General features: G+C 46.7%; 17 protein-coding genes and 1 other RNA gene. 7 read left to right on the top strand and 11 right to left on the bottom strand.

Annotated features, from left to right (window positions below; translation table 11 throughout):
- Positions 1 to 116: 116 nt before the first annotated feature.
- The 5 genes from ffs to ACSX1A_RS08220 all read left to right on the top strand — a co-directional run bounded on the left by ffs (position 117) and on the right by ACSX1A_RS08220 (position 2,917).
- Positions 117 to 217: signal recognition particle sRNA small type (gene ffs / locus ACSX1A_RS08240), an RNA gene on the top strand.
- 111 nt (positions 218 to 328) lie between these two features.
- Positions 329 to 985: a fructose-6-phosphate aldolase gene (gene fsa / locus ACSX1A_RS08235; protein WP_439883148.1), complete on the top strand. Its 657-nt coding sequence runs from the start codon at positions 329 to 331 to the stop codon at positions 983 to 985.
- 95 nt (positions 986 to 1,080) lie between these two features.
- Positions 1,081 to 1,284, top strand: coding sequence for a fructose-6-phosphate aldolase (locus ACSX1A_RS08230; RefSeq protein WP_439883147.1), 204 nt, complete (start codon positions 1,081 to 1,083; stop codon positions 1,282 to 1,284).
- Between the two features lie 6 nt (positions 1,285 to 1,290).
- On the top strand, positions 1,291 to 2,001 hold the full coding sequence (locus tag ACSX1A_RS08225) for a cell division ATP-binding protein FtsE (protein WP_439883146.1): 711 nt from the start codon (positions 1,291 to 1,293) through the stop codon (positions 1,999 to 2,001).
- Positions 1,991 to 2,917, top strand: coding sequence for a glycosyltransferase family 2 protein (locus tag ACSX1A_RS08220; RefSeq protein WP_439883145.1), 927 nt, complete (start codon positions 1,991 to 1,993; stop codon positions 2,915 to 2,917). Before ACSX1A_RS08225 ends, ACSX1A_RS08220 begins: the two co-directional genes overlap by 11 nt.
- On the opposite strand, the gene ACSX1A_RS08215 is transcribed toward ACSX1A_RS08220, so the two are convergent.
- Positions 2,910 to 3,572, bottom strand: coding sequence for a hypothetical protein (locus tag ACSX1A_RS08215; RefSeq protein WP_439883144.1), 663 nt, complete (start codon positions 3,570 to 3,572; stop codon positions 2,910 to 2,912). The genes ACSX1A_RS08220 and ACSX1A_RS08215 overlap by 8 nt on opposite strands.
- Before the next feature lie 148 nt (positions 3,573 to 3,720).
- Between ACSX1A_RS08215 and ACSX1A_RS08210 the strand changes: the two genes are divergently transcribed.
- A complete protein-coding gene (locus tag ACSX1A_RS08210) occupies positions 3,721 to 4,857 on the top strand; it encodes a DegT/DnrJ/EryC1/StrS family aminotransferase (RefSeq protein ID WP_439883143.1) in 1,137 nt (378 codons plus the stop codon).
- Positions 4,850 to 5,908 carry a Gfo/Idh/MocA family protein gene (locus tag ACSX1A_RS08205; protein ID WP_439883142.1) on the top strand — a complete coding sequence of 353 codons (1,059 nt, stop codon included), beginning with the start codon at positions 4,850 to 4,852 and terminating at the stop codon, positions 5,906 to 5,908. The genes ACSX1A_RS08210 and ACSX1A_RS08205 overlap by 8 nt, the downstream gene beginning before the upstream one ends.
- Before the next feature lie 3 nt (positions 5,909 to 5,911).
- Here the strand turns inward: ACSX1A_RS08205 and ACSX1A_RS08200 are convergent, their stop codons facing one another.
- The 10 genes from ACSX1A_RS08200 to ACSX1A_RS08155 form a co-directional block, all read right to left on the bottom strand.
- The gene (locus tag ACSX1A_RS08200; RefSeq protein ID WP_439883141.1) at positions 5,912 to 7,399 is read right to left on the bottom strand and encodes a lipopolysaccharide biosynthesis protein; all 1,488 of its coding nucleotides are present in this window, start codon (positions 7,397 to 7,399) and stop codon (positions 5,912 to 5,914) included.
- 103 nt (positions 7,400 to 7,502) lie between these two features.
- Positions 7,503 to 8,861 (bottom strand): polysaccharide deacetylase family protein, encoded by a 1,359-nt coding sequence (locus tag ACSX1A_RS08195; RefSeq protein ID WP_439883140.1) that lies wholly within the window; start codon positions 8,859 to 8,861, stop codon positions 7,503 to 7,505.
- A gap of 2 nt (positions 8,862 to 8,863) precedes the next feature.
- Positions 8,864 to 10,861: a LamG-like jellyroll fold domain-containing protein gene (locus ACSX1A_RS08190; RefSeq protein WP_439883139.1), complete on the bottom strand. Its 1,998-nt coding sequence runs from the start codon at positions 10,859 to 10,861 to the stop codon at positions 8,864 to 8,866.
- Positions 10,862 to 10,913: 52 nt separating this feature from the next.
- Positions 10,914 to 12,077 (bottom strand): hypothetical protein, encoded by a 1,164-nt coding sequence (locus ACSX1A_RS08185; RefSeq protein WP_439883138.1) that lies wholly within the window; start codon positions 12,075 to 12,077, stop codon positions 10,914 to 10,916.
- A gap of 113 nt (positions 12,078 to 12,190) precedes the next feature.
- Positions 12,191 to 13,234, bottom strand: coding sequence for a pseudaminic acid synthase (gene pseI / locus ACSX1A_RS08180; RefSeq protein WP_439883137.1), 1,044 nt, complete (start codon positions 13,232 to 13,234; stop codon positions 12,191 to 12,193).
- 14 nt (positions 13,235 to 13,248) lie between these two features.
- Entirely contained in the window at positions 13,249 to 14,748 is a 1,500-nt protein-coding gene (gene pseG / locus ACSX1A_RS08175; protein WP_439883136.1) for a UDP-2,4-diacetamido-2,4,6-trideoxy-beta-L-altropyranose hydrolase, read from the bottom strand.
- Complete coding sequence (gene pseF, locus ACSX1A_RS08170; RefSeq protein ID WP_439883135.1) at positions 14,741 to 15,433, bottom strand: pseudaminic acid cytidylyltransferase; 693 nt, start codon at positions 15,431 to 15,433, stop codon at positions 14,741 to 14,743. The genes pseG and pseF overlap by 8 nt, the downstream gene beginning before the upstream one ends.
- Positions 15,433 to 16,602, bottom strand: a complete 1,170-nt coding sequence (gene pseC / locus ACSX1A_RS08165; RefSeq protein ID WP_439883134.1) for a UDP-4-amino-4,6-dideoxy-N-acetyl-beta-L-altrosamine transaminase — start codon at positions 16,600 to 16,602, stop codon at positions 15,433 to 15,435. Before pseC ends, pseF begins: the two co-directional genes overlap by 1 nt.
- 65 nt (positions 16,603 to 16,667) lie before the next feature.
- On the bottom strand, positions 16,668 to 17,687 hold the full coding sequence (gene pseB, locus ACSX1A_RS08160) for a UDP-N-acetylglucosamine 4,6-dehydratase (inverting) (protein ID WP_439883133.1): 1,020 nt from the start codon (positions 17,685 to 17,687) through the stop codon (positions 16,668 to 16,670).
- 156 nt (positions 17,688 to 17,843) lie between these two features.
- Positions 17,844 to 19,166 (bottom strand): glycosyltransferase, encoded by a 1,323-nt coding sequence (locus ACSX1A_RS08155; RefSeq protein WP_439883132.1) that lies wholly within the window; start codon positions 19,164 to 19,166, stop codon positions 17,844 to 17,846.
- Positions 19,167 to 19,183 lie beyond the last annotated feature (17 nt).

Here is a 19,183-nt window from a genome sequence, read left to right as displayed (position 1 = left end):
TTGCTGTAAGAAATTGATTGATAGCTTCTTGTATACAGACAGGTTCTGTTTGGCTAAAATTACTCTGGTTTGTTAAACAAGAGGCTTGCATTGTAAAATATTCTTTGTACTTTTGCAACGGCAAATCGGCACGGCCAGCTCCCGCTGAACTCCCCCAGGACCGGAAGGTAGCAAGGGTAGGCGGTTGAAGCGGCGCGATGTTCGGTTTGCCACTTTTTTTTTGCCCTTTTCTCAAAGGTTTCCTGCCTTTCATCTATTTTCCATTCATTCTTTCCTCATTCCCGATTAATGCGTTAGATTTGTAGTACAAAACCTACAACCCAGCATTATGAAGTTCTTTATCGACACTGCAAACTTGCAGGAAATTCAGGAAGCACACGATTTAGGTGTACTGGATGGTGTTACCACAAACCCATCCCTGATGGCGAAAGAGGGTATTTTTGGCCATGACAATATTATTGCACACTATAAGCAGATCTGCGAAATCGTAGACGGCGACATCAGTGCAGAGGTAATCGCGACAGACTTTGATGGCATTGTTAGAGAAGGTGAGTTCCTGGCTGAACTGCACCCTAATATTGTTGTTAAAGTACCTATGATCCGCGAAGGAGTTAAAGCGATCCGTTATTTCAGCGAAAAAGGTATAAAGACCAACTGTACGCTTGTGTTCTCTGCCGGTCAGGCTTTACTGGCGGCTAAAGCAGGAGCTACATATGTTTCTCCATTTATCGGTCGCCTGGATGATGTTTCTACAGATGGTTTACAACTGATTGAGCAGATTGTTCAGATTTATGGTAACTATGGATATCAGACTCAGGTATTAGCTGCTTCTGTACGCCATGTAATGCACCTGGTGCAGTGTGCTGAGATCGGAGCAGACGTAGTGACGTGCCCTCTTAAAGTGATTACAGGTCTTTTAAAGCACCCGCTTACGGATAGCGGCCTTGAGCAGTTCCTGGCAGATCACGCGAAGGGTAATAAATAGTGAAGAATGAAAATGGCTAATGATTAATCAGAAACAAATTTCGCAGATGTGGATTTACATTAGTAATTAATCATTAGCCATTCATAAATCACGCTATGTATATCATCAAAGTAAAAGGCAAAGCCAAAATTCCGGATTATATTCAACTCCGTGATAATAATTTTGTGCTAATTGCTTATTTTAGAGCTGACAGACCACTCAAGAACCTGGACCGGTATGGTTTAGAGGGAAAGGAAGAGGCACTAGCCTCTCTGATCGAAGCCCTTGAGTTTGGAAAACTGCAGAAACTAGAGATCTAAGCCCTTATGAATTTTTCCTCTTCCCCTGTGGTAGCACTGCGAGATGTTGCCATTTATCAGGACGTGAATACCATTCTGAGTAATGTTAACTTTGATATTACCAAAGGTGAATTTGTTTACCTGATAGGGCGGACCGGAAGTGGGAAAAGTTCTCTTTTAAAAACACTGTACGCAGACCTGCCTTTGTTAACGGGCTCAGCCAGCGTTGCGGAGTTTAACCTTTCAAAATTGCCGCGCAGGCAGGTTCCCTATCTGCGCCGTAAAGTAGGTATCATTTTCCAGGATTTTCAGCTCCTTTTTGATAGAACCGTTGCCGAGAATTTAACATTCGTGTTAAAAGCAACAGGTTGGAAAGACAAATCGAAAGTGAAGCAGCGCATATCAGAGGTACTTATGCGCGTTGGGCTTGACTCAGCTGCCAGTAAAATGCCACACCAGCTTTCAGGTGGTGAACAGCAGCGTATTGTTATTGCACGTTCGCTGTTAAATGAGCCTGTGATTCTGTTTGCCGATGAACCTACCGGTAACCTTGACCCAATGGTAGCTGATGGCATAATGAAGCTTTTTGAGGAGATCAACAATAGCGGTACCGCTATCCTGATGGCAACGCACAATTATGAGATCATCAACCGGTATCCTAAAAGAGTACTAAAATGTGAGCACGGCAAAGTACTGGATTCTATAGTGGAGCAATTCAGTATGACGAATGGTTTCTGAGGTATCTATACTTATTCCCGTCTTTAACCAGGACGTGACCGCTATCGTGCATACGCTACTGGCGCAATGCACCAGATTAGCGGTCAGGTACGAAATAAATTTATATGATGACGGGTCCAAGGAAGATATAAAGGAGCTGAACAGGCCCTTGTCTGACCTGCCCCATGTATTGTACAGAGAACTTCCTGAAAACCTTGGGAGGGCTGGCATACGCAATAAACTTGCAAATGAAGCCCGGTATGAACACATCCTTCTACTGGACAATGACTGTTTCCCTGTTTCTACAAATTTTTTGTACGACTACCTGAAAGCTGGCTATGAGTCTGAAGTAGTAATAGGAGGCGTGGATTATGTAGCTAAAACTCCGGAGCGTTCTTACAGGCTGCATTGGAAATATGGCAAATCACGAGGGTCTAAAAGTGTGTCTGAACGCAGGAAGCGGCCTTACGATGATATTTTTCTGTGTAACGCGTTTCTAAGCAAAGGATTATTCTTGTCTTTTCCGCTACGAGAAAAGCTGAAGCGATACGGTCATGAAGATACAGTATTTGCACAGGAACTAAAAAAACACAATATCCAGGTACAGCACATTCATAACCCTGTTGTACACCTTGGGTTGGAGCAAGCCCCGATAATGTTGGCAAAAACAGATCAGGCGGTTGACAACCTGGTCAGGTTGTACCACGACGGGGAGGAGCTGGAGCAGATCAAGCTGATAAAGACATTCGAGCGCCTTGACAACCTACGTCTCGTAAGCGCTTATACTTTGTTTTTCTCCGGGATGAAATTACTGGTAGAGCTCAATCTTAAATCTGCTAACCCTAATCTGTTTCTGTATGATCTTTACAGGTTATACCTGTTTGGTAAAAAAGTTAAAGAAGAGCCCCAGCTTTTACCTGTTCCTCAGCCTAACTGATCGTTTGGTTCTCGCGGATATTTTTATAACGTTCAGTTGCCTGCTCAATCGTCGACTTTGCACTAGCAGACAACTCATTATCAAGCGTTCTTCTGCGGTTGTTAAGTGCAATCCACCATCCTTCTACTAATTCCCAATCTCTGCCTTCCAGCTGTGAAGCACGTGATTCGAGGTTTTGAACAAAATGTTCATAGGTACTGGCTAGATCTGCAGCCGTTATACTACTCATATCGTCTGAGCTAATTTCGAGGCCTAACAAGTCTTTTCGTAGTTTATAACGCCGGCTAACATCCTGGTACTTCTCCTTCTGCTTTTGGTATGCGTTGTTATAACGACCTTCCAGTTCCTTAAACTCCTTTTGCTGAGCTTCGTCGTAAAGGTCAATGTTCTGTACTACTTTTCTTTTGCGTTCGTCGTACTGCTGCATTACTTCCGCTGACTCGGTTTCCCATTTAGAGTTATCTTCCGCTGCCTGTTCCATGGCCCGCAGTTCAACATCCGTATAATCTCTGTTTGCATCCGTTTCAAACTGTGTAACATAATCCTTATAATCATTAAAAGCATTATCCCGCTCTTTCTGTGCTTCCTGATCAGAACAAGATGCTAGAATTAAAAGGCAAGATACCAGAACAATATTGCGTAAGTATAGAAGCATAGTTATATTATTTTGTTGAATTTTATGTAACGTAGCGTGCGATGGTTAGTTTCAAAGGCAGCTACAGTTGTTTAATTGAACAAAGTCTGAGTGTAAAATGAAAGCTTTAGCTATATTTGTTTAGTCCCAATATTGTAAGTAAACATACATGGAAGATATTAAAATGGTGGATTTGAAGGCACAGTATGGTAAGTTAAAGCCAGAACTGGATGCTGCTTTCAGTGCTGTGATGGAGAGTATGGAGTTTATAAATGGTCCGCAGGTTGATAACTTTGCCCGAAGCCTGGAGCAATACCTGCAGGTAAAGCATGCCATACCCTGTGCAAATGGTACTGATGCCTTACAGATAGCCCTGATGGCTTTACAGCTTCCTGCCGGTGCTGAGGTTATCGTGCCATCATTCAATTATGTTTCCGCTGCAGAAGTGGTTGCTTTGCTGGGGTACAAACCTATTTTTGCAGATGTTCTCCCAGATACCTATACCCTGGACCCGACTTCAGTTAGCCAATTAATTAGTCCAGCCACTGCGGCAGTGATACCTGTTCATTTGTTTGGCCAAGCTGCCCCCATGCACGAAATCATGCAGCTGGCACACCAATATAATTTATGGGTAATAGAAGACAATGCACAGGCATTGGGAGCAAGATATGTGCAACCAGATGGAGGTGAGGTAATGGCCGGTACAATAGGGCATATAGGTACAACTTCTTTCTTCCCTTCCAAGCCATTAGGAGGCATGGGAGATGGTGGTGCTGTGTTTACAAACGATGATAAGCTTGCGGCTATACTTAAAAAGATCGCTAACCACGGGCAATCAGAGAAGTATAAATTTTCTACTATAGGTGTTAATTCACGACTTGATACCTTGCAGGCGGCCATGCTGGATGTTAAAATCAAGTATGTAGATGAGTACAATAACGCTCGCCAGGAAATAGCCCGTTTTTATGATAATGCTTTTGCTGAAACGCAAGCGGTTCAGGCTCCTCACCGGGCATCCTACAGCTCACATGTTTACCACCAGTATACAATTACTGTAGCCCCCGAACTGCGTGACCAGCTCAAGAGTCATCTACGGGATAATCATATACCAAGTATGGTCTATTATCCTGAGCCACTGCACTTGCAGGAGGCATACGCTTATGTCGGAAAAATGAAAGGCGACTTACCTGTATCTGAGCTTTTATCGCGAAGTGTTTTATCCCTGCCAATGCACTCGGAGCTTAAGGTAGAGCAGTTGGAGTATATTTGTGAGCATGTTCTAGATTTTATCAGGAAACATGGCTGATATTTCTATACCAAAAATCCGCTTTGCTGTAATTGGATTGGGGCATATCGGCATGCGACATGCGCAGCTTCTGCTGCAGAATACGGATGCAGAACTTGTTGCCCTGATAGACAATAGAAAAGGTTTTCTGATCGAGGACACGTGTTTCCCGGGTATAGCCAGGTACTCCAGCTTAGAAGCATTTCTGTTGGCGGATGTGAAAGCGGATGTACTTTGCGTCTGTACTCCAAATTACCTCCATCACCCTCATACACTTGCAGGCCTGCGGCATAACATGCATGTTGTGTGTGAGAAACCCTTTGCATTAACTACAGCTGATTGTCGTGAAATGATTAAAGAGGCTGATGAAAATGGGAAAATGATTTTCTGTGTAATGCAGAATCGCTACAGTCCCCCGGCAGTTTGGTTAAAGCAAACCGTAATGAGCGGAAAGCTGGGGCAGTTATTCCATGTGCAGGTAAACTGTTTCTGGAATCGCGATGAGCGTTATTATTTACCTGGCGGTTGGCGTGGTTCACTTGAAAAGGATGGAGGGACACTTTATACACAGTTCAGCCACTTTGTAGACATGCTTTATTGGCTATTCGGAGACATAAAGAATATCAAAGGTCAACTAAGGAATTACAACCATCAGCAACTGACAGACTTTGAGGATAGTGGTTACCTGCAGTTTGAGTTTAAAAGTGGCGGGTTCTGTACTTTTAATTATACGACCTCAGTACATTCACAGAATCTGGAGAGCAGTATCACCATTATAGCTGAGCATGGTAGTATAAAAGTAGGTGGTCAGTACATGAATAGTGTTGAGTACTGTGATATCCGCAACTATGTATTACCGGAATTACCAGCCTGTGAGCCTGCTAACAACTATGGTCATTACAAAGGTAGTGCGGCTAACCATCAGCATCTGTTCGAGAATGTGATCAGTACGCTGCGTAACCAAAGCACAGCTACTACCAATGCTCAGGATGGCCTTAACGTGATAAGCATGATAGAGCGAATGTATCAACTTAGAGGGAGTGAGGAGCAGGTAGTGGCACAAATTAGCTGAAACTTATAGTCTGCGGCCGGTAAAACGGTAAAGTATCTTGTTTAACCAGTCATTCATTTCCGGGTACACCTTTAAACCTAAGGATAGACTACCGTAAAGTAGTATAATTAGTAAAGACCGCACGAACATGTCCACAAATACATTGCCCAGGTAAGGAAGCAAATATGCTGCTCCTAGAGTGACGGCGGCTATGGACAACACACCTAACGCACTCCAACTGAACGGTTGTATTTTATAAATGGCCCTCACAAAAATTAACCGGGCCATGTTCATGGCTACCAGAGAGAGCATAGATGCAAATGCAGCGCCTTCTATGCCATACCGTGGTATAAAGTACCAGTTCGTCCAAATTGTAAGTCCTGCCAGAACGATATTAAATGCCAGGTCCCATTTATATTTTTCTGAAGTGGCAAGTATGGCTCCGTTCAGGCTGGTGGCCAGGTCAAATAGCCGCGCTATTGACAGGAACAGAACCACATATTTGCCACTGCGGTAGCTGTCCGGCATAAAATTGTACAGGTTATCAATATTTGACCAGATCCCAATAAATACCAACAGCCCGACGATCATATTTACCATAGTGACATTGTGGTAGAGACTTGCCATACCTGTCATGTCCTTATCTTTCCAATACTCAGCCACTTGTGGCTGTGCGATCTTTAAAATAGAGCGGCCAGGTATAAGTATGGCACTTGTCATAAAAAAAGCAGTAGTATAAATGCCGTTGTCCGAAAGGCTGTAGGAAGAGATCATAACCTGGTCTACTGTCGTGATTATCGTAGTAGATACATTTCCTAGCAAAGTAAAGAAGCCATAGTAGAAGATTTCACGGATCGGTATGATACTCAGTACCGCAAACGATGGCTTCACAAAGAACTGCTTCAACCAGATAATATACAGCACAAGCACCAGAGCCCCTAATGAGTTGATCAGGATGTACAGTAATACAAAAGTATGGAAGTCCATGACATCAAAAGCATACACACTGATCAGAACAGTAGTGAGTATCCGCAGTAGAAAGTCCTGGACAAATGAAGAAATTATTGTTTTGTAAAGTGACCGCAGATAGGCTGTGAACATATTGAACAGCAGCGCAAACAAGGAAAGCGGGATCAGGTAATAATAGTAGTCAATGATGAGTGGCGAGTTCTCAATATAATAATCTACTACGGTAGGTTTAAACAACAGGAAAAATGTTGTGGTCAGTACAAACCCTAACAGGGGAACGGTGAGCAGCAGAAAAAGGAAACCGTTGTGCTCTTTATCCTTATCCCTAAAATAAGGGAAATAACGAACGCTCATGTTCACGAAGCCAAGGGCAGAGAACTGGGCATACATAACGGAAATAGATAGCAGCAGACGTGTCAGACCTACTTCAGACTCATTGAGAAAATTAGGGAACAACGCCACCGTATTAACATAGCCGACAATTATGCCGGCATATGAAATCACGTTGTTCCAGATACCTTCACGCTGTAAAACTCTACTCATTCACTTTTTTTGCAGGTTGCAAGTAAGTTAAATTTTAGCGTTATGAGTTAAAAATTTAAGAGATATACGACAATTGAAAGGTCAAATACGGTGTTAGCAAATCTTAGCCTTCGCTTTTAATTTTTTCTGTAGCCTCTGAGCATGTCAGAAAGGTGGCACCTTCTGCGGACAGGTAGCCCATGACCTGCTCCAGTACTTCCCGCCAACTAGGGTTGCCTTTAAGAACGGGATATTCTGAGTAAGCGGAGAAATTCTCATTGTGCCAAAGCAAGGTAAACAAACCTTTAAACTTCTTTACTTCATCAACTAGCGGTTTAACGGCTGCAAGCACATCAGAAGGTTTTAAATGCATATAACTGATGTTGTAAAGCGAAGTGTCCATCAAATAAAGTGGCAATTCTAAAGTAGGACTGGCTTTCCTGTTCTTAAAATCGAAAGGGTAGAAAGGGTGGCAGTATGAGTTTCTGAAACCAATATGTTCGGCAAAACCAAGGGTAGAGTCATACTGCAGCTTACTCTGCTGCAAAACCTGTTCTGTTTTTTCCGGCTGGTAGCAGAGGTAGTGAAAGCGGTTTCCATTTACCTGAACTGGCAGTTTCCGCATGTCTGCTTTTAGCTGCACCAGGTCATTGGACGTGCCAAAGCTACCATGAAGGCCCACTTCATGCTCTGTATCGGCGATACTCTGTACAAGTTTTTGGTATTTTGCTTTTGTGAGATCATAGTCAGCATTCGGATACCCATTATACCTTTGGTCACTGGGCAGGAAGAACATGGTAACTTTAGCGCCATATTTTTCTGCCAGTGCGGTTACTTCGCTTAAATTATTCCAGGCATCTTTTCCAACAGCTTTTCTGAGTAACAGAGCCCCTAAATTTTTCATGTTGCCTGCTTTCAACTGCTGCTTCCCGGAAGCCTTCCAGGCGCTGTTCAGTCGATCTACGTCGCAGGTGAGGCAACTGGCAAAATTATAATTACCCCACAGGTTATGGCTGATGTCTTTCTGGTACACACGCTCTATAACTTCCTTTAACAAGTCAAAGTAGTAATTCACCACTGGTTTGGTGATAAAGCCATATTTTGCCTGTACGCTGGCTTTGTATGTATATCGTCCGAATTTATCACGCTCCACTCCATAGTGCTCCTGCCAGCCACTCAGCAGGTAAAAAGCTGATGCAATGATATCATAGTTAATAGTGGCTGTACCATCAGCGTGGTAAGTCACAAGTTCCTGTTCATTTTCTGCATCAAAAAAGAAGGGCAAGCGTTCTCCGTTCCACTCACGCCATATAACCTGTTGCGGACGCGGACGTTTTTGCTCAAAGAAACCGCCGGTATATTTTTGTACCCTTATGCGGCTTCTAAGTAAAAGATCCTCTTCGGTGCTGTAATGTATAGAGACTTCCTTCGCTCCAGGATAGAGAAGGTGAAAATGTTGGAGAATATAATTAATTTGATGCAAAGCTATTTTATGACTTCGAGCCAGCCCCTAAACGTATTTTGAGAGCGACTGCTTTTTAAATGATAAAAGTATAAACCGGCAGGCATGCCATCAGCGGACCAGCCGTTGTCATAACGAACACTTTGGTAGATAGATTTTCCCCAACGGTTAAAAATTTCAATTTCCAGGGTAGATGGCTCCACACCCTCCACCACAAACACATCATTTTTGCCATCTTTATTGGGCGTAATAATGTTCGGAATGACAGGGCATTCGTCGTTAGAGACAACTGCTTCACGTTCCATTGTACAACCATTTACTGAAATATATACTTTGTATATTCCAGGTTGCGTTACTTCGATAGCTGGTGTTGTTTGGCCATTGCTCCACAGGTACGTAGCTCCTTCAACTGTTGCATTTATAGTAACTGGTTTGCCATAACACACAAAAGTTTCGCTTTGCCACTGCAGTTTAGGCTCATTTCGTACTGTAATTTTTACTTCGTCGCGGGTTACACAGCCGGCAGTATTGGTTACTTCTACCCAATAATTACCAGTTGTAGCTGCTGTTATAGAAGGTGAAGTTGCTCCCGTGTTCCATTTATAAGCAGCCTGGCCTGCAGGGGCCGACAAGGTTACTTTTTCACCAAAACAGAGGTTTCTGTCTGCGCCAAGGTCAACTGTTACAGGTGTGGCTTCCTGAACTGTGATAGATGCAGTACGCTCACAACTGTTTTCTATAACAGTTACAGAATAGGTGCCAGATCTGGAAATTTGTATACTTTTAGTTGTGGCACCTGTATTCCATATTACCGTTCCATTATCAGTTGTTACACTTAAAGAAGCGGTAGTACCTGTACAGATAGTTGTCGGGCCATTTATTGTTATTGGTGCATTTGCTTTGCCAATGGCAGCATATTCTCCATAATTTTCAGTACTATGGTAGATCAAAACAGGTGCATTAACAGTATCTGCAACAGCAACCCATGGCGAGGAGGCGTTGTTATCCCGCCGGTATAAGTCCGCACTGCAATTCAGGTTGTACTGCTTAAACCAAATTTTATATTTCTTGTCTGGGGCACCCACCTTAAAAAGACCGTAGTATTCTTTTATTTCCTGTGCGTTTGGCAACCCGGCAGTATTACTTGGAGTTGCATTTATTTGGTAAAGGTGAAAGCCTTTAATAGCTGCATCTGCCCTGGAAATAGAGAAATTGGCAATATCTGTTATTAGTTCAAGTGAATTATTCCAATTGTCAGCATAGCGATAAACGCTTCTGTCACCAATCGGAGCACCAGAAGTTACCCACGAGGAGGAAGTATTTACATTTTTGAGAGTACCACTGAGTTGTAATGAACTATAGTCTTTTACTGTGTTACCCGAACTCTCATTTAATTTGAAATAGCCTACTAAGTCTGCTGAAGGTGAAGAAATAGACTGACACATATTCTGTCTAATTTCTTCAGCAGTAAGTGCTTTCTTCCAAAGCTTGATCTCATCTACCTGTCCAGGATAAAAATGATTCCCTAAATATACATAATAGTAGTTTCCTATCAGAAGATTTTGGTTACTAGCTAACACTGTAGCTGAGTATCCGGTTATTAACTGATTTTCCATTATCCCATCAACATAAATCATCCAGGTTCCATTCTGAACTACCCCAGCAATATGATGCCAGTTATTGTCTGTAACGATAGTGGAAGAATACCCGGAAAATCTATAGTTTCCGGAGCCATCTCTTCCTGCTAAGCCCGCTTTTCCATTTTGGATAAGTAGTTGAAATCCAAATTCCGCATCACGGTCATATTTAGAAACTATATGGTGGTGTCCGCTTGAACTGGTTTTTATCCAGGTTTCTACAGTCAGCTGGTTCGTGATTCCACGATTATCGTTGCTGAATTCTACAAAATCGTTCTGTCCATCCAGTTTTAAAGCATTTTTAGGGCCTTGGGCGTAAGCAGAACTGATTGAACAGATAGAAAGGATACTGAAAAATAAGCAGGCGTAAATCTTTATTCTCAAACTATTATGTTTTAAATTAAATTAGAACACAATATATAGAAAATATGATTTTTTAGCTTATAAAATCTTTGATATACTTTACCGCCAGGTTACTGCTTCTTCCATCATATTCATTACCCACTGTAGCATTATAATACTTAGCTCTTAGGATTACCTCTGGTTTAGAATTCAGATGAGATTGAATCAAGTTTACTAACTGAAATGGAGTACCTGCCTTATCTATCAAGCCAGATTTAATAAAGCCATAGTAATCTTCTAACTGATGAGCCGGATTAAAATCATAATAGATAGACCATACATTAAGTAGTACTGCTTCCAGATGTATACCTGAATTCCCACTAACCTGAACATCTATCAGTCGCAGGTAATCGAACGTTTTTACGGAGCTGCTATCTGATATAGTAACGTTAGGAGAAGCACTAGACAAGAAAGAGAAACTTCTGGTATCACGGGGGTGTGGACGAATAATTATTTGTAACGCCGGTAACTGCTGTGAAATTTCTTTAACTAATTTTTCTAATTCACTTATAGAATCCATCAGGTTGCAGCCAATACCGATTCTCTTAATAGTTTGACTGTGGTTTCTAAATGGTAAAAAAGCATCGGCTTTAGGCATACCTATTAGTTTTACAGTACCTGAGATTGGTCCGCATTGCTTATACTTATCCAAAGCATCCTGGCCCTCCAGCAGGTTTAAGTCGAACTCTAGCGGAGGGAAAAGGGAGCTAACACTAGCATGTTGAATATAAGCAGTTTTGATCCCGGATGCTTTTGCCGCTAAAAGCATAGCCCTTGCATCTGCATTATGATCGTTTGCAAATACAATGGCCTTAGGTTTATAGCGATTCAGCTTTGCCAGGTATACTTCATAAAACCCCATGGCATCATACAATAGGTCAGGAAAACGGAGTATGCTGTTATGCTTCTGCTTCAGAAATTGAAAGAATAGGGGAGGGTATTTGTAATAATAAAGTAGCTTGTGCCGTAGCGACAAGCGCTCAACAGCTGCATTGTATCTGCCTATTTCTTTGCTTTGGCCTGCCACAAAAATTGTATCTGGCAAGTTATCTTTCAGGAACTGTAAACTTTCGTAATTATTCTGGCTTACAACATAAAGCCATACTTTCCCTTTTAATGCACCTGGATTTTCTACCTTATCAATGAGGTTACCTAAAAGGCGCAAGACAGTATACCCAGCCATTTTGAGCAGCCGCATGTAAAGGCGTTTTGGAGAAACTGTACTCTTCGCACTTTCCGGAAGCTGATAAAAACCTTTTGAAAAATGCAGATAAAGAATACTGCTATAAATGGCATACCACTTGCCCATCCTTACACCAGTTCCCAGTTGAGGGGCGTTCCGGCCTTTATGCCCTTTTTGGCGGCTTTGCCCAGCAGCTGTTCGTAATACTTGGGCGCCAAGCCCAGCCCGGGCCGGATGACACGGATGTTCTCCTTTGTCAAGGCCTCGCCGGCCGCGATGTCCTTGGCCGCATACACCGAGCGCTTGAAGAGCCGGCTCTTCTCCTCTGCACGCTGCACGCCGTACTGCACCTTGCCCAGTGCCTGCCAGGCCCGCCCGGACTCTGTCACCAGCGCCTGCAGCTCATCGGGTTCCAGTGAGAAGGCGGAGTCCACGCCTCCGTCTTCCCGGAGCAGTGTGAAGTGCTTCTCCAGGACCGTCGCGCCAAGGGCCACGGCGGCCACGGCGGCGCCCACGCCCATGGTATGGTCCGAGAGGCCTACCTGCACCCCGAACAGTTCGCGCATGTGGGGGATGGTCCGGAGGTTGGTATTCTCCGGCGTGGCCGGATAGGTGCTGGTGCACTTTAAAAGTATAAGCTCTCTGCACCCCGCATCGCGCAGTACCTTCACGGCCTCGTCGAGCTCTGATAATGTGGCGGCCCCCGTGCTCATGATCACCGGTTTGCCCGTGGCCGCTACCTTGCGCAGCAGCGGGTGGTCGGTGTTCTCAAAGGAGGCGATCTTGTAGACTGGCGCATTCAGCTCCTCCAAGAAGTCCACCGCCGACTCATCGAAGGGAGAGGAGAAGGCGATCATCCCCCGCTCCCTGGCCCGCTCAAAAATAGGCTGGTGCCACTCCCAGGGGGTGTAGGCCTCCTGGTAGAGGTCGTAGAGCTCACGGCCCTTCCACAGCGAGTTCTCGTCGGCGATGGTGAGGGCGCCGGGCAGCGTCATGGTGTCGGCCGTGTAGGTCTGCAGTTTGATGGCGTCGGCACCGGCGTCGGCAGCGGCGTCCACGATGGCCAGGGCCCGTTCCAGCGAGTGGTTGTGGTTGCCTGACATCTCGGCGATGATAAAAGGCCTGTGAGCGGGGCCGACCATACGGCCGGCGATGTTAATATCGTTGATCATTTTTTCTCTCTAATTTACTGTTTCTGGGGCTCCTCCATGAGGAAACGGTACGCCTTGGGATGTTGTGGGTCCGGCATGCCGCGTCTGAAGCCCGCTTTCTCAAATGCCCTGACGGAGGCCAGGTTCTCTTTTTGCACCAGTCCCTCCACCAGCCTCACCTCGGGCCGGTGCCGCAACAGCGCGGCCACGCCCTTCTGCAGCACCACGTGCCCCAAACTCCGTCCCCGGAAGGCGGGGCCGATCAGGTAGCTGATGGTGGCTGTGCCATTCTCCAGCTCAAAGCGAATATGGGCGGCAGGCACCCCGTCGGCCTCTGCAATATACAGCATTGCCCGTTCATCTTCCAGCTTTGCCTTCAGCCAGCGGGTGTGGCTCTCCAGCAGGATCGGGTCCGGGTTGAAGGATTGCTTGCGCACCTCCGGGTCGTTGGCCCAGTCGAAAAGCAGCATCAGGTCGTGTATGGTAACCTCGCGGATCGTAACACTGGCCATCAGCGCAAGTACTTGGAACACCTCCCGTAGCCGCTCGTCTGACTTTCCGTCGAAGAACTGGCGCTGCAGGCCTACTGCTTGCTGAAAAGAAGCGGTCAGTTCCCGGCTTAGTTCTTGTGGCAGTATCTCATACGCTTTGGCCAGGCCCGTTCTGGTCAGGAAGCGATAGAGCCCCGCCTGGTTCTCGGCTGTCTGCAGCACGAAGAGCAGCCCGCCCACCGCTGCGTACTCGTAGGCCACGCCGCTGGCCGAAGTGATGGCCACGGCGCAGCTTCTCATGAGCCGGCACATGGCTTCTGCGTCCAGGTTCTGGTGGAGCTTGTAGGCGGGTTTGTCCTGGAGCCACTCCTGTAGCTCAGGCAGGTGACGGTAAGCGCTTCCTACCACCAGCTCCACCTTGCCCACAGGGGAGAAAGCCTCCAGCTCCCTGGCCACCCGCAGCGTGCGGTTCTGCGGGTCAGCCCCTCCCAGGTTCAGGAAGACGCGAGTCTCCCCCGGCGGAACCGCTCTGGGCTCCCTGGCTGCCTCCAGGAAGGGCCTGCGCAGCAAAGCGTACTGCGGCCCCAGCAGCAGCTTGGTGTATGGCGCCGCTTTATACGCGTCAGCGTCCACGCCGCCGGCCTGGTTGAGCACCACATCCGCTACAAACGGGAAAGCGTGGACGTCATCGATACAAACCAGTGGACAGCCTTTGCTTTTGATGTTTTTTTGATAAGCGGTTGTGAAGTTATAACCGTCCAGCACCACGAGTACGTCTGGGGCGATGTAGGCATCGAGCTCGTGCATGAACCTCTCTTCGTCCGGGGCGCAGGCGGGGAGTGTGATCACCCCGTCACAGGCGTCCTTTATCTGTTCCTGCAACTCCGGTGCCGGTGCCTGAATGGCGAACACGCACTCGAATTCCCGGCCCAGCATCTGGACAAGCGCCAGCGAGCGCACCACATGCCCCAGCCCGATGCGGCTGTCGCCGTCGGCGCGGAAAATGATGCGTGGCTTGTCCTTATGTGTATATCTCTCAGTCAAGGTGATGCAGCAGCTTGTATTTGAGTTCGGCCAGTTTCCAATCCGTCTCGCTATCAATGTCCTGCACCTCCAGCTCACTGAGCTCGATGGCCCCTGACCTGTCAGTGAACAGGGCCAGCTTCTCCAAGAAGCGCCCTACCCGGAACCAGTAGAACTGGCCGGCGTCGTGAAAGGCGGGGGGCAGGTCCTGGGAGCGGCTCTCCAGGTGCTCAGGCCAGTTCAACACCGCCCTGTCCCCTTCCACTCTGAGGCTGCGCCAGATCGGGTAGGAGTAGCGCAGCACCGGGAATACCGTGTCAAAGTCTCCCGCCATTAACTTGCCATAGGCTTCTGACAGCATCTTGCCCGTCACGAAGGGGGCGGTGGGATAGAGGCAGCAGGCATAATCAAACGCCCTGCCTTGGGCAGCATATTTTTGTAAAACCTCGCTCAGCACGGCGGCTGTGGTGGCAAAATCGTCAGAGGTTTCCGGTGAACGCAAAAAAGGCACCACGGCACCGTACTGGCGGGCCATCGCGGCAATTTCCTCGTCATCCGTGGAGACCATCACTTCCTCGAACAGTCCTGAGTTTAGGGCTGCCTCGATAGTATAAGCGATGATGGGTTTGCCCAGGAAGTCCTTGATGTTTTTGCGGGGAATGCGCTTGCTCCCCCCGCGGGCCGGTATGATCGCGAGGCTTTTCACTACCCCACAAACTCCTTCACCTTCTCGATCACATACTCCTGCTCTTCCTGCGTGAGCGTCGGATACATCGGCAGGCTCAGGCAGCCGGCGTAGTAGTCCTCAGCTTCAGGAAAATCTCCTTTCTTATAGCCCAGGTCGCGGTAGTAGGGCATCAGGTGAGCCGGGATATAATGTACTTGTGCAAAGATGCCGTGCTCGCGCAGGTAGTCGTAGAGCCCTCTGCGGTCTGCCACCTGTATCACATAAAGGTGATAGGCGTGACCTGTCTCCTCGTCTGTGCCCAGCGCAGCAGGTGTTGTCTTGAGCAGCCCGATGCCTTCTATGCCGTCAAAAGCTTTATCATATACCCGGGCAATTCCCCTGCGGCGGGCAAGGCCGGCTTCGGCCCTGTTGAGCTGCGAAATGCCCAGGGCGCAGAGCATGTCCGGAATTCTGTAGTTATAGCCCAGTTCCTGCATTTCCATGTACCAGCCGCCGTGGTTCTCTTCCATTTCCTGCGGGTCGCGGGTGATGCCGTGGGTGCGTAGCCTCAGCAGCTCTTTGTAAAGTCGCTCATCATTGGTGGTTACCATGCCGCCCTCGCCTGTGGCGATGTGCTTGACCGGATGAAAGGAGAAGATTGACAGGTCGGCATACTTGCCGTTGCCGCAGTGCTGCTTTTCGCCCTGGCTGTCAATAAAATAGCCGCCGGGGGCGTGGCAGGCATCCTCAATGATCCATAGGCCGTGTTCATCGGCCAGTTTCCGGAAAGCCTCCAGGTTCACCGGATTGCCGGCGAAGTCTACGGGGATAAGCCCTGAGTAATAGCCCCTGGGCTTGCTCTCCAGCATCTGCCGCACCTTGTCTATGTCCAGCAGGGCCGTTTCAGGGTCGATGTCGCTGAAGGCCACCTCACCGCCGCAGTAGCGCACGCAGTTAGCCGAAGCCACAAAGGTAATAGGGGTGGTGATCACCCGGCTCTCCTCATTTACCCCCAGGGCCAGCGTGCATAGGTGCAGGGCAGCCGTGCCGTTAGCGCAGGCCACGGCGTAGCGGGCGCCCACGTAGTCGGCAAAGGCCTGCTCGAATTCAGCCACGCGCGGCCCCTGCGTCAGGAAATCCGAAGCTAGCGTCTCCACCACCGCAGCAATGTCCGCATCCGTGATGTTTTGACGGCCGTAGGGAATCATTTTATTTTTGGTTCTGGGTTCTGAGTTCTGTGTCACGCGTATTAAGTCTTGTGTGCTGTGGCTTTCTAAACTGTGAAGTTAGGATCTACATGCTCGCGAATCTGCTCTCTTAGCTGTTCTACTGAAAGCCAGTCGGAGTTGGTACCGGAGTTATATTTAAAACCCAGTTCGGTCATTTTCCCGTTGTGCGCTTTCAGGAAATCCTCCGGGCTCCAAATAGGCGTTGACGGAAGTATCACGTAGTATTTGTCTAATTCAACGGTGTTCAATGAGTCTGTCTCAGTGATCATTTCTTCGTGCAACTTTTCTCCCGGGCGTATACCTACAATCTCCTGTTTGCAGTCCGGGCCAATAGCTTCTGCTACATCTGTAATACGATAAGAAGGTATCTTCGGAACAAAAATTTCTCCGCCCCAGTGATTTTCGAGCGCATGAAATACCAGTTCTACACCTTCTTCCAGAGAAATATTAAAGCGGGTCATTTCCGGATGCGTTATTGGCAAAACACCATCTGTCCGTTTTTTCAGGAAAAAGGGTACAACAGAGCCTCTGGATCCTATGACATTGCCGTATCGTACGACCGAAAAGCGTATATCACGTTTTCCGCGCATGTTGTTGGCAGCAACAAAAAGTTTATCAGAACAGAGTTTAGTTGCGCCATACAGGTTGATAGGGGCAGCTGCTTTGTCCGTAGATAGTGCTACCACATCTTTTACCCCGCAATCCAGCGCTGCATTAATTACGTTTTCAGCACCAAGCACATTAGTTTTGATACACTCCATTGGGTTATACTCTGCTGCTGGCACCTGCTTCAAAGCTGCGGCATGTATGATGATATCAATTCCTTCGCAGGCTCGTTTAAAGCGGTCCCCATCACGTACATCACCAATAAAATAACGGATAGAGTTGTACTTACTGTGCGGGTAAACCTGCGACATTTCGAACTGCTTCAGCTCATCTCGGGAGTATATAACGACACGCTTCACATTCGGAAAGCGTGCATATACCATTTCCACGAATTTTTTACCAAACGAGCCTGTACCGCCCGTTATTAATATAGCCTTGTTGTTAAGGTCTAATGCCATTCTTAATTTTTTTGCTTTATACATCGGGCATAAAATGGTCACCCAATTAGTGTTGCAAGATACTTATTTTAACGAAAGGGTACACAGGTAGGTCATCCCAAGTAGTGTAGTTAATCAGCAGCCTGAAATACTGCTTCCATGGTACTAAATTTAATTTTATTTCAGGAGGCCTTTTATTAATTCAGCCAGTTCATTTGAAAGTGATTCCCTTGAAAAGCGGGAGTGGTTGATGTAGGGGAGGTCCAGATTTGGGTTGATCTTCCATGCTTTGCTCCACTGTGTCATATGATCCAGCATCAGGTCATGGGCTGTGTAGTGGAACAGGCGCCCTGCGCCGCATTCATCAATTATACGGTCCATATCTGAATGAACGGGTCCCAGGGCAATGATCGGCTTGTTGGAGGCCAGGTACTCGAAAAGCTTGCCCGGCACATTGGCATATACATTATCAACGTCGGCTATGGCGAGGAACAATACAGTACTCTCCATCATATATTTAATGGACTCCTGGTGTGGCACGTAAGGTATAAACTCTGTAATACCAAGCAATCCCGCTTTTTCGATACGCTTTTTCATACCCTCTGAGACCTTTCCTACAAAACGCAGCTTGTAATTGATATCGCTGAAAAGTGAAAGCAGGGTTGCCAGCACTTTCAGGAAGACATCGATGTTATAATTCTCGGTGATTGTTCCTGTATAGGTAATGATAAACTCATTCTTAGGTGGCTTGCTGTCAAATGTGAAGTCAGCCCCGTCATACCCGTTCGGGATCACATGAATTTTCCTGGAATCAATACTTGCCGGCTTGTTTAGGAACAGACGCTTGGTATCTTCGCTTGTAACGAGAATGGCATCAGCATGCTGCAATACCTGTTTTTCATATTTAGCATCCAGGCGCTTGGCCAGTGCAGTATGATACAGTTGATCATAATAATGTATGTCCGTCCAGGGGTCTCGCAGGTCGGCAATCCAGGTTAGGTTATACTTTTGTTTAAGCTTAAGCCCGATCAGCTGAGTTGAGTGTGGTGGACTTGTGGTGAGGATAGCTTTAAAGGTGCCGTTTTTAAGCAGTTCTTCCGCTTTCGCAAGTGCATGCTTGTTCCACCCAACCCGCGCATCAGGTATGAAAAGGTTTCCCCGTACAAACTTAAATACTTTGTCAAGAAGCGAATCCTTGGAGTTTTGATTCGCAAAGCCGCTATAAGGAATTTCTTTTTTGCCCGATAATTTTTTGTAGTACTCGAAAGGCTCAGATGTATTCGTGCGGTATACTTTTAAGCCGGGAGGTACTTCATCTGCAAAAGAAGGGTCAAGAAGGGCATAGGAAGCCTGTTTCTCGTCAACTGTGAGAACTGTTGGCTGTATACCAAACTGGGGCAGGTACTTACAAAATTTCAGTCCCCGCTGTACGCCGGGTCCTCCGGAAGGGGGCCAGTAATAAGAAATGTATAAAAGGTCTGTCTGGTCAGTTTTTTTCAAAGTAAAACGAATTTCGT

Origin of the sequence: Pontibacter sp. MBLB2868, assembly GCF_051904785.1 — a bacterium.
GTDB lineage: Bacteria > Bacteroidota > Bacteroidia > Cytophagales > Hymenobacteraceae > Pontibacter.
This window is presented reverse-complemented; position numbering and strand designations above follow the sequence as displayed.

Bases quoted from the DNA above. Each gene is read 5' to 3' on its own strand.
- pseI (WP_439883137.1), bottom strand. From the start codon at position 13,234: ATGATCAACGATATTAACATCGCCGGCCGTATGGTCGGCCCCGCTCAC.
- pseC (WP_439883134.1), bottom strand. From the start codon at position 16,602: ATGATTCCCTACGGCCGTCAAAACATCACGGATGCGGACATTGCTGCG.
- ACSX1A_RS08230 (WP_439883147.1), top strand. From the start codon at position 1,081: ATGTATATCATCAAAGTAAAAGGCAAAGCCAAAATTCCGGATTATATT.
- fsa (WP_439883148.1), top strand. From the start codon at position 329: ATGAAGTTCTTTATCGACACTGCAAACTTGCAGGAAATTCAGGAAGCA.
- ACSX1A_RS08210 (WP_439883143.1), top strand. From the start codon at position 3,721: ATGGAAGATATTAAAATGGTGGATTTGAAGGCACAGTATGGTAAGTTA.
- ACSX1A_RS08200 (WP_439883141.1), bottom strand. From the start codon at position 7,399: ATGAGTAGAGTTTTACAGCGTGAAGGTATCTGGAACAACGTGATTTCA.
- ACSX1A_RS08225 (WP_439883146.1), top strand. From the start codon at position 1,291: ATGAATTTTTCCTCTTCCCCTGTGGTAGCACTGCGAGATGTTGCCATT.
- ACSX1A_RS08205 (WP_439883142.1), top strand. From the start codon at position 4,850: ATGGCTGATATTTCTATACCAAAAATCCGCTTTGCTGTAATTGGATTG.
- ACSX1A_RS08185 (WP_439883138.1), bottom strand. From the start codon at position 12,077: ATGCGGCTGCTCAAAATGGCTGGGTATACTGTCTTGCGCCTTTTAGGT.
- ACSX1A_RS08220 (WP_439883145.1), top strand. From the start codon at position 1,991: ATGGTTTCTGAGGTATCTATACTTATTCCCGTCTTTAACCAGGACGTG.
- pseB (WP_439883133.1), bottom strand. From the start codon at position 17,687: ATGGCATTAGACCTTAACAACAAGGCTATATTAATAACGGGCGGTACA.
- ACSX1A_RS08215 (WP_439883144.1), bottom strand. From the start codon at position 3,572: ATGCTTCTATACTTACGCAATATTGTTCTGGTATCTTGCCTTTTAATT.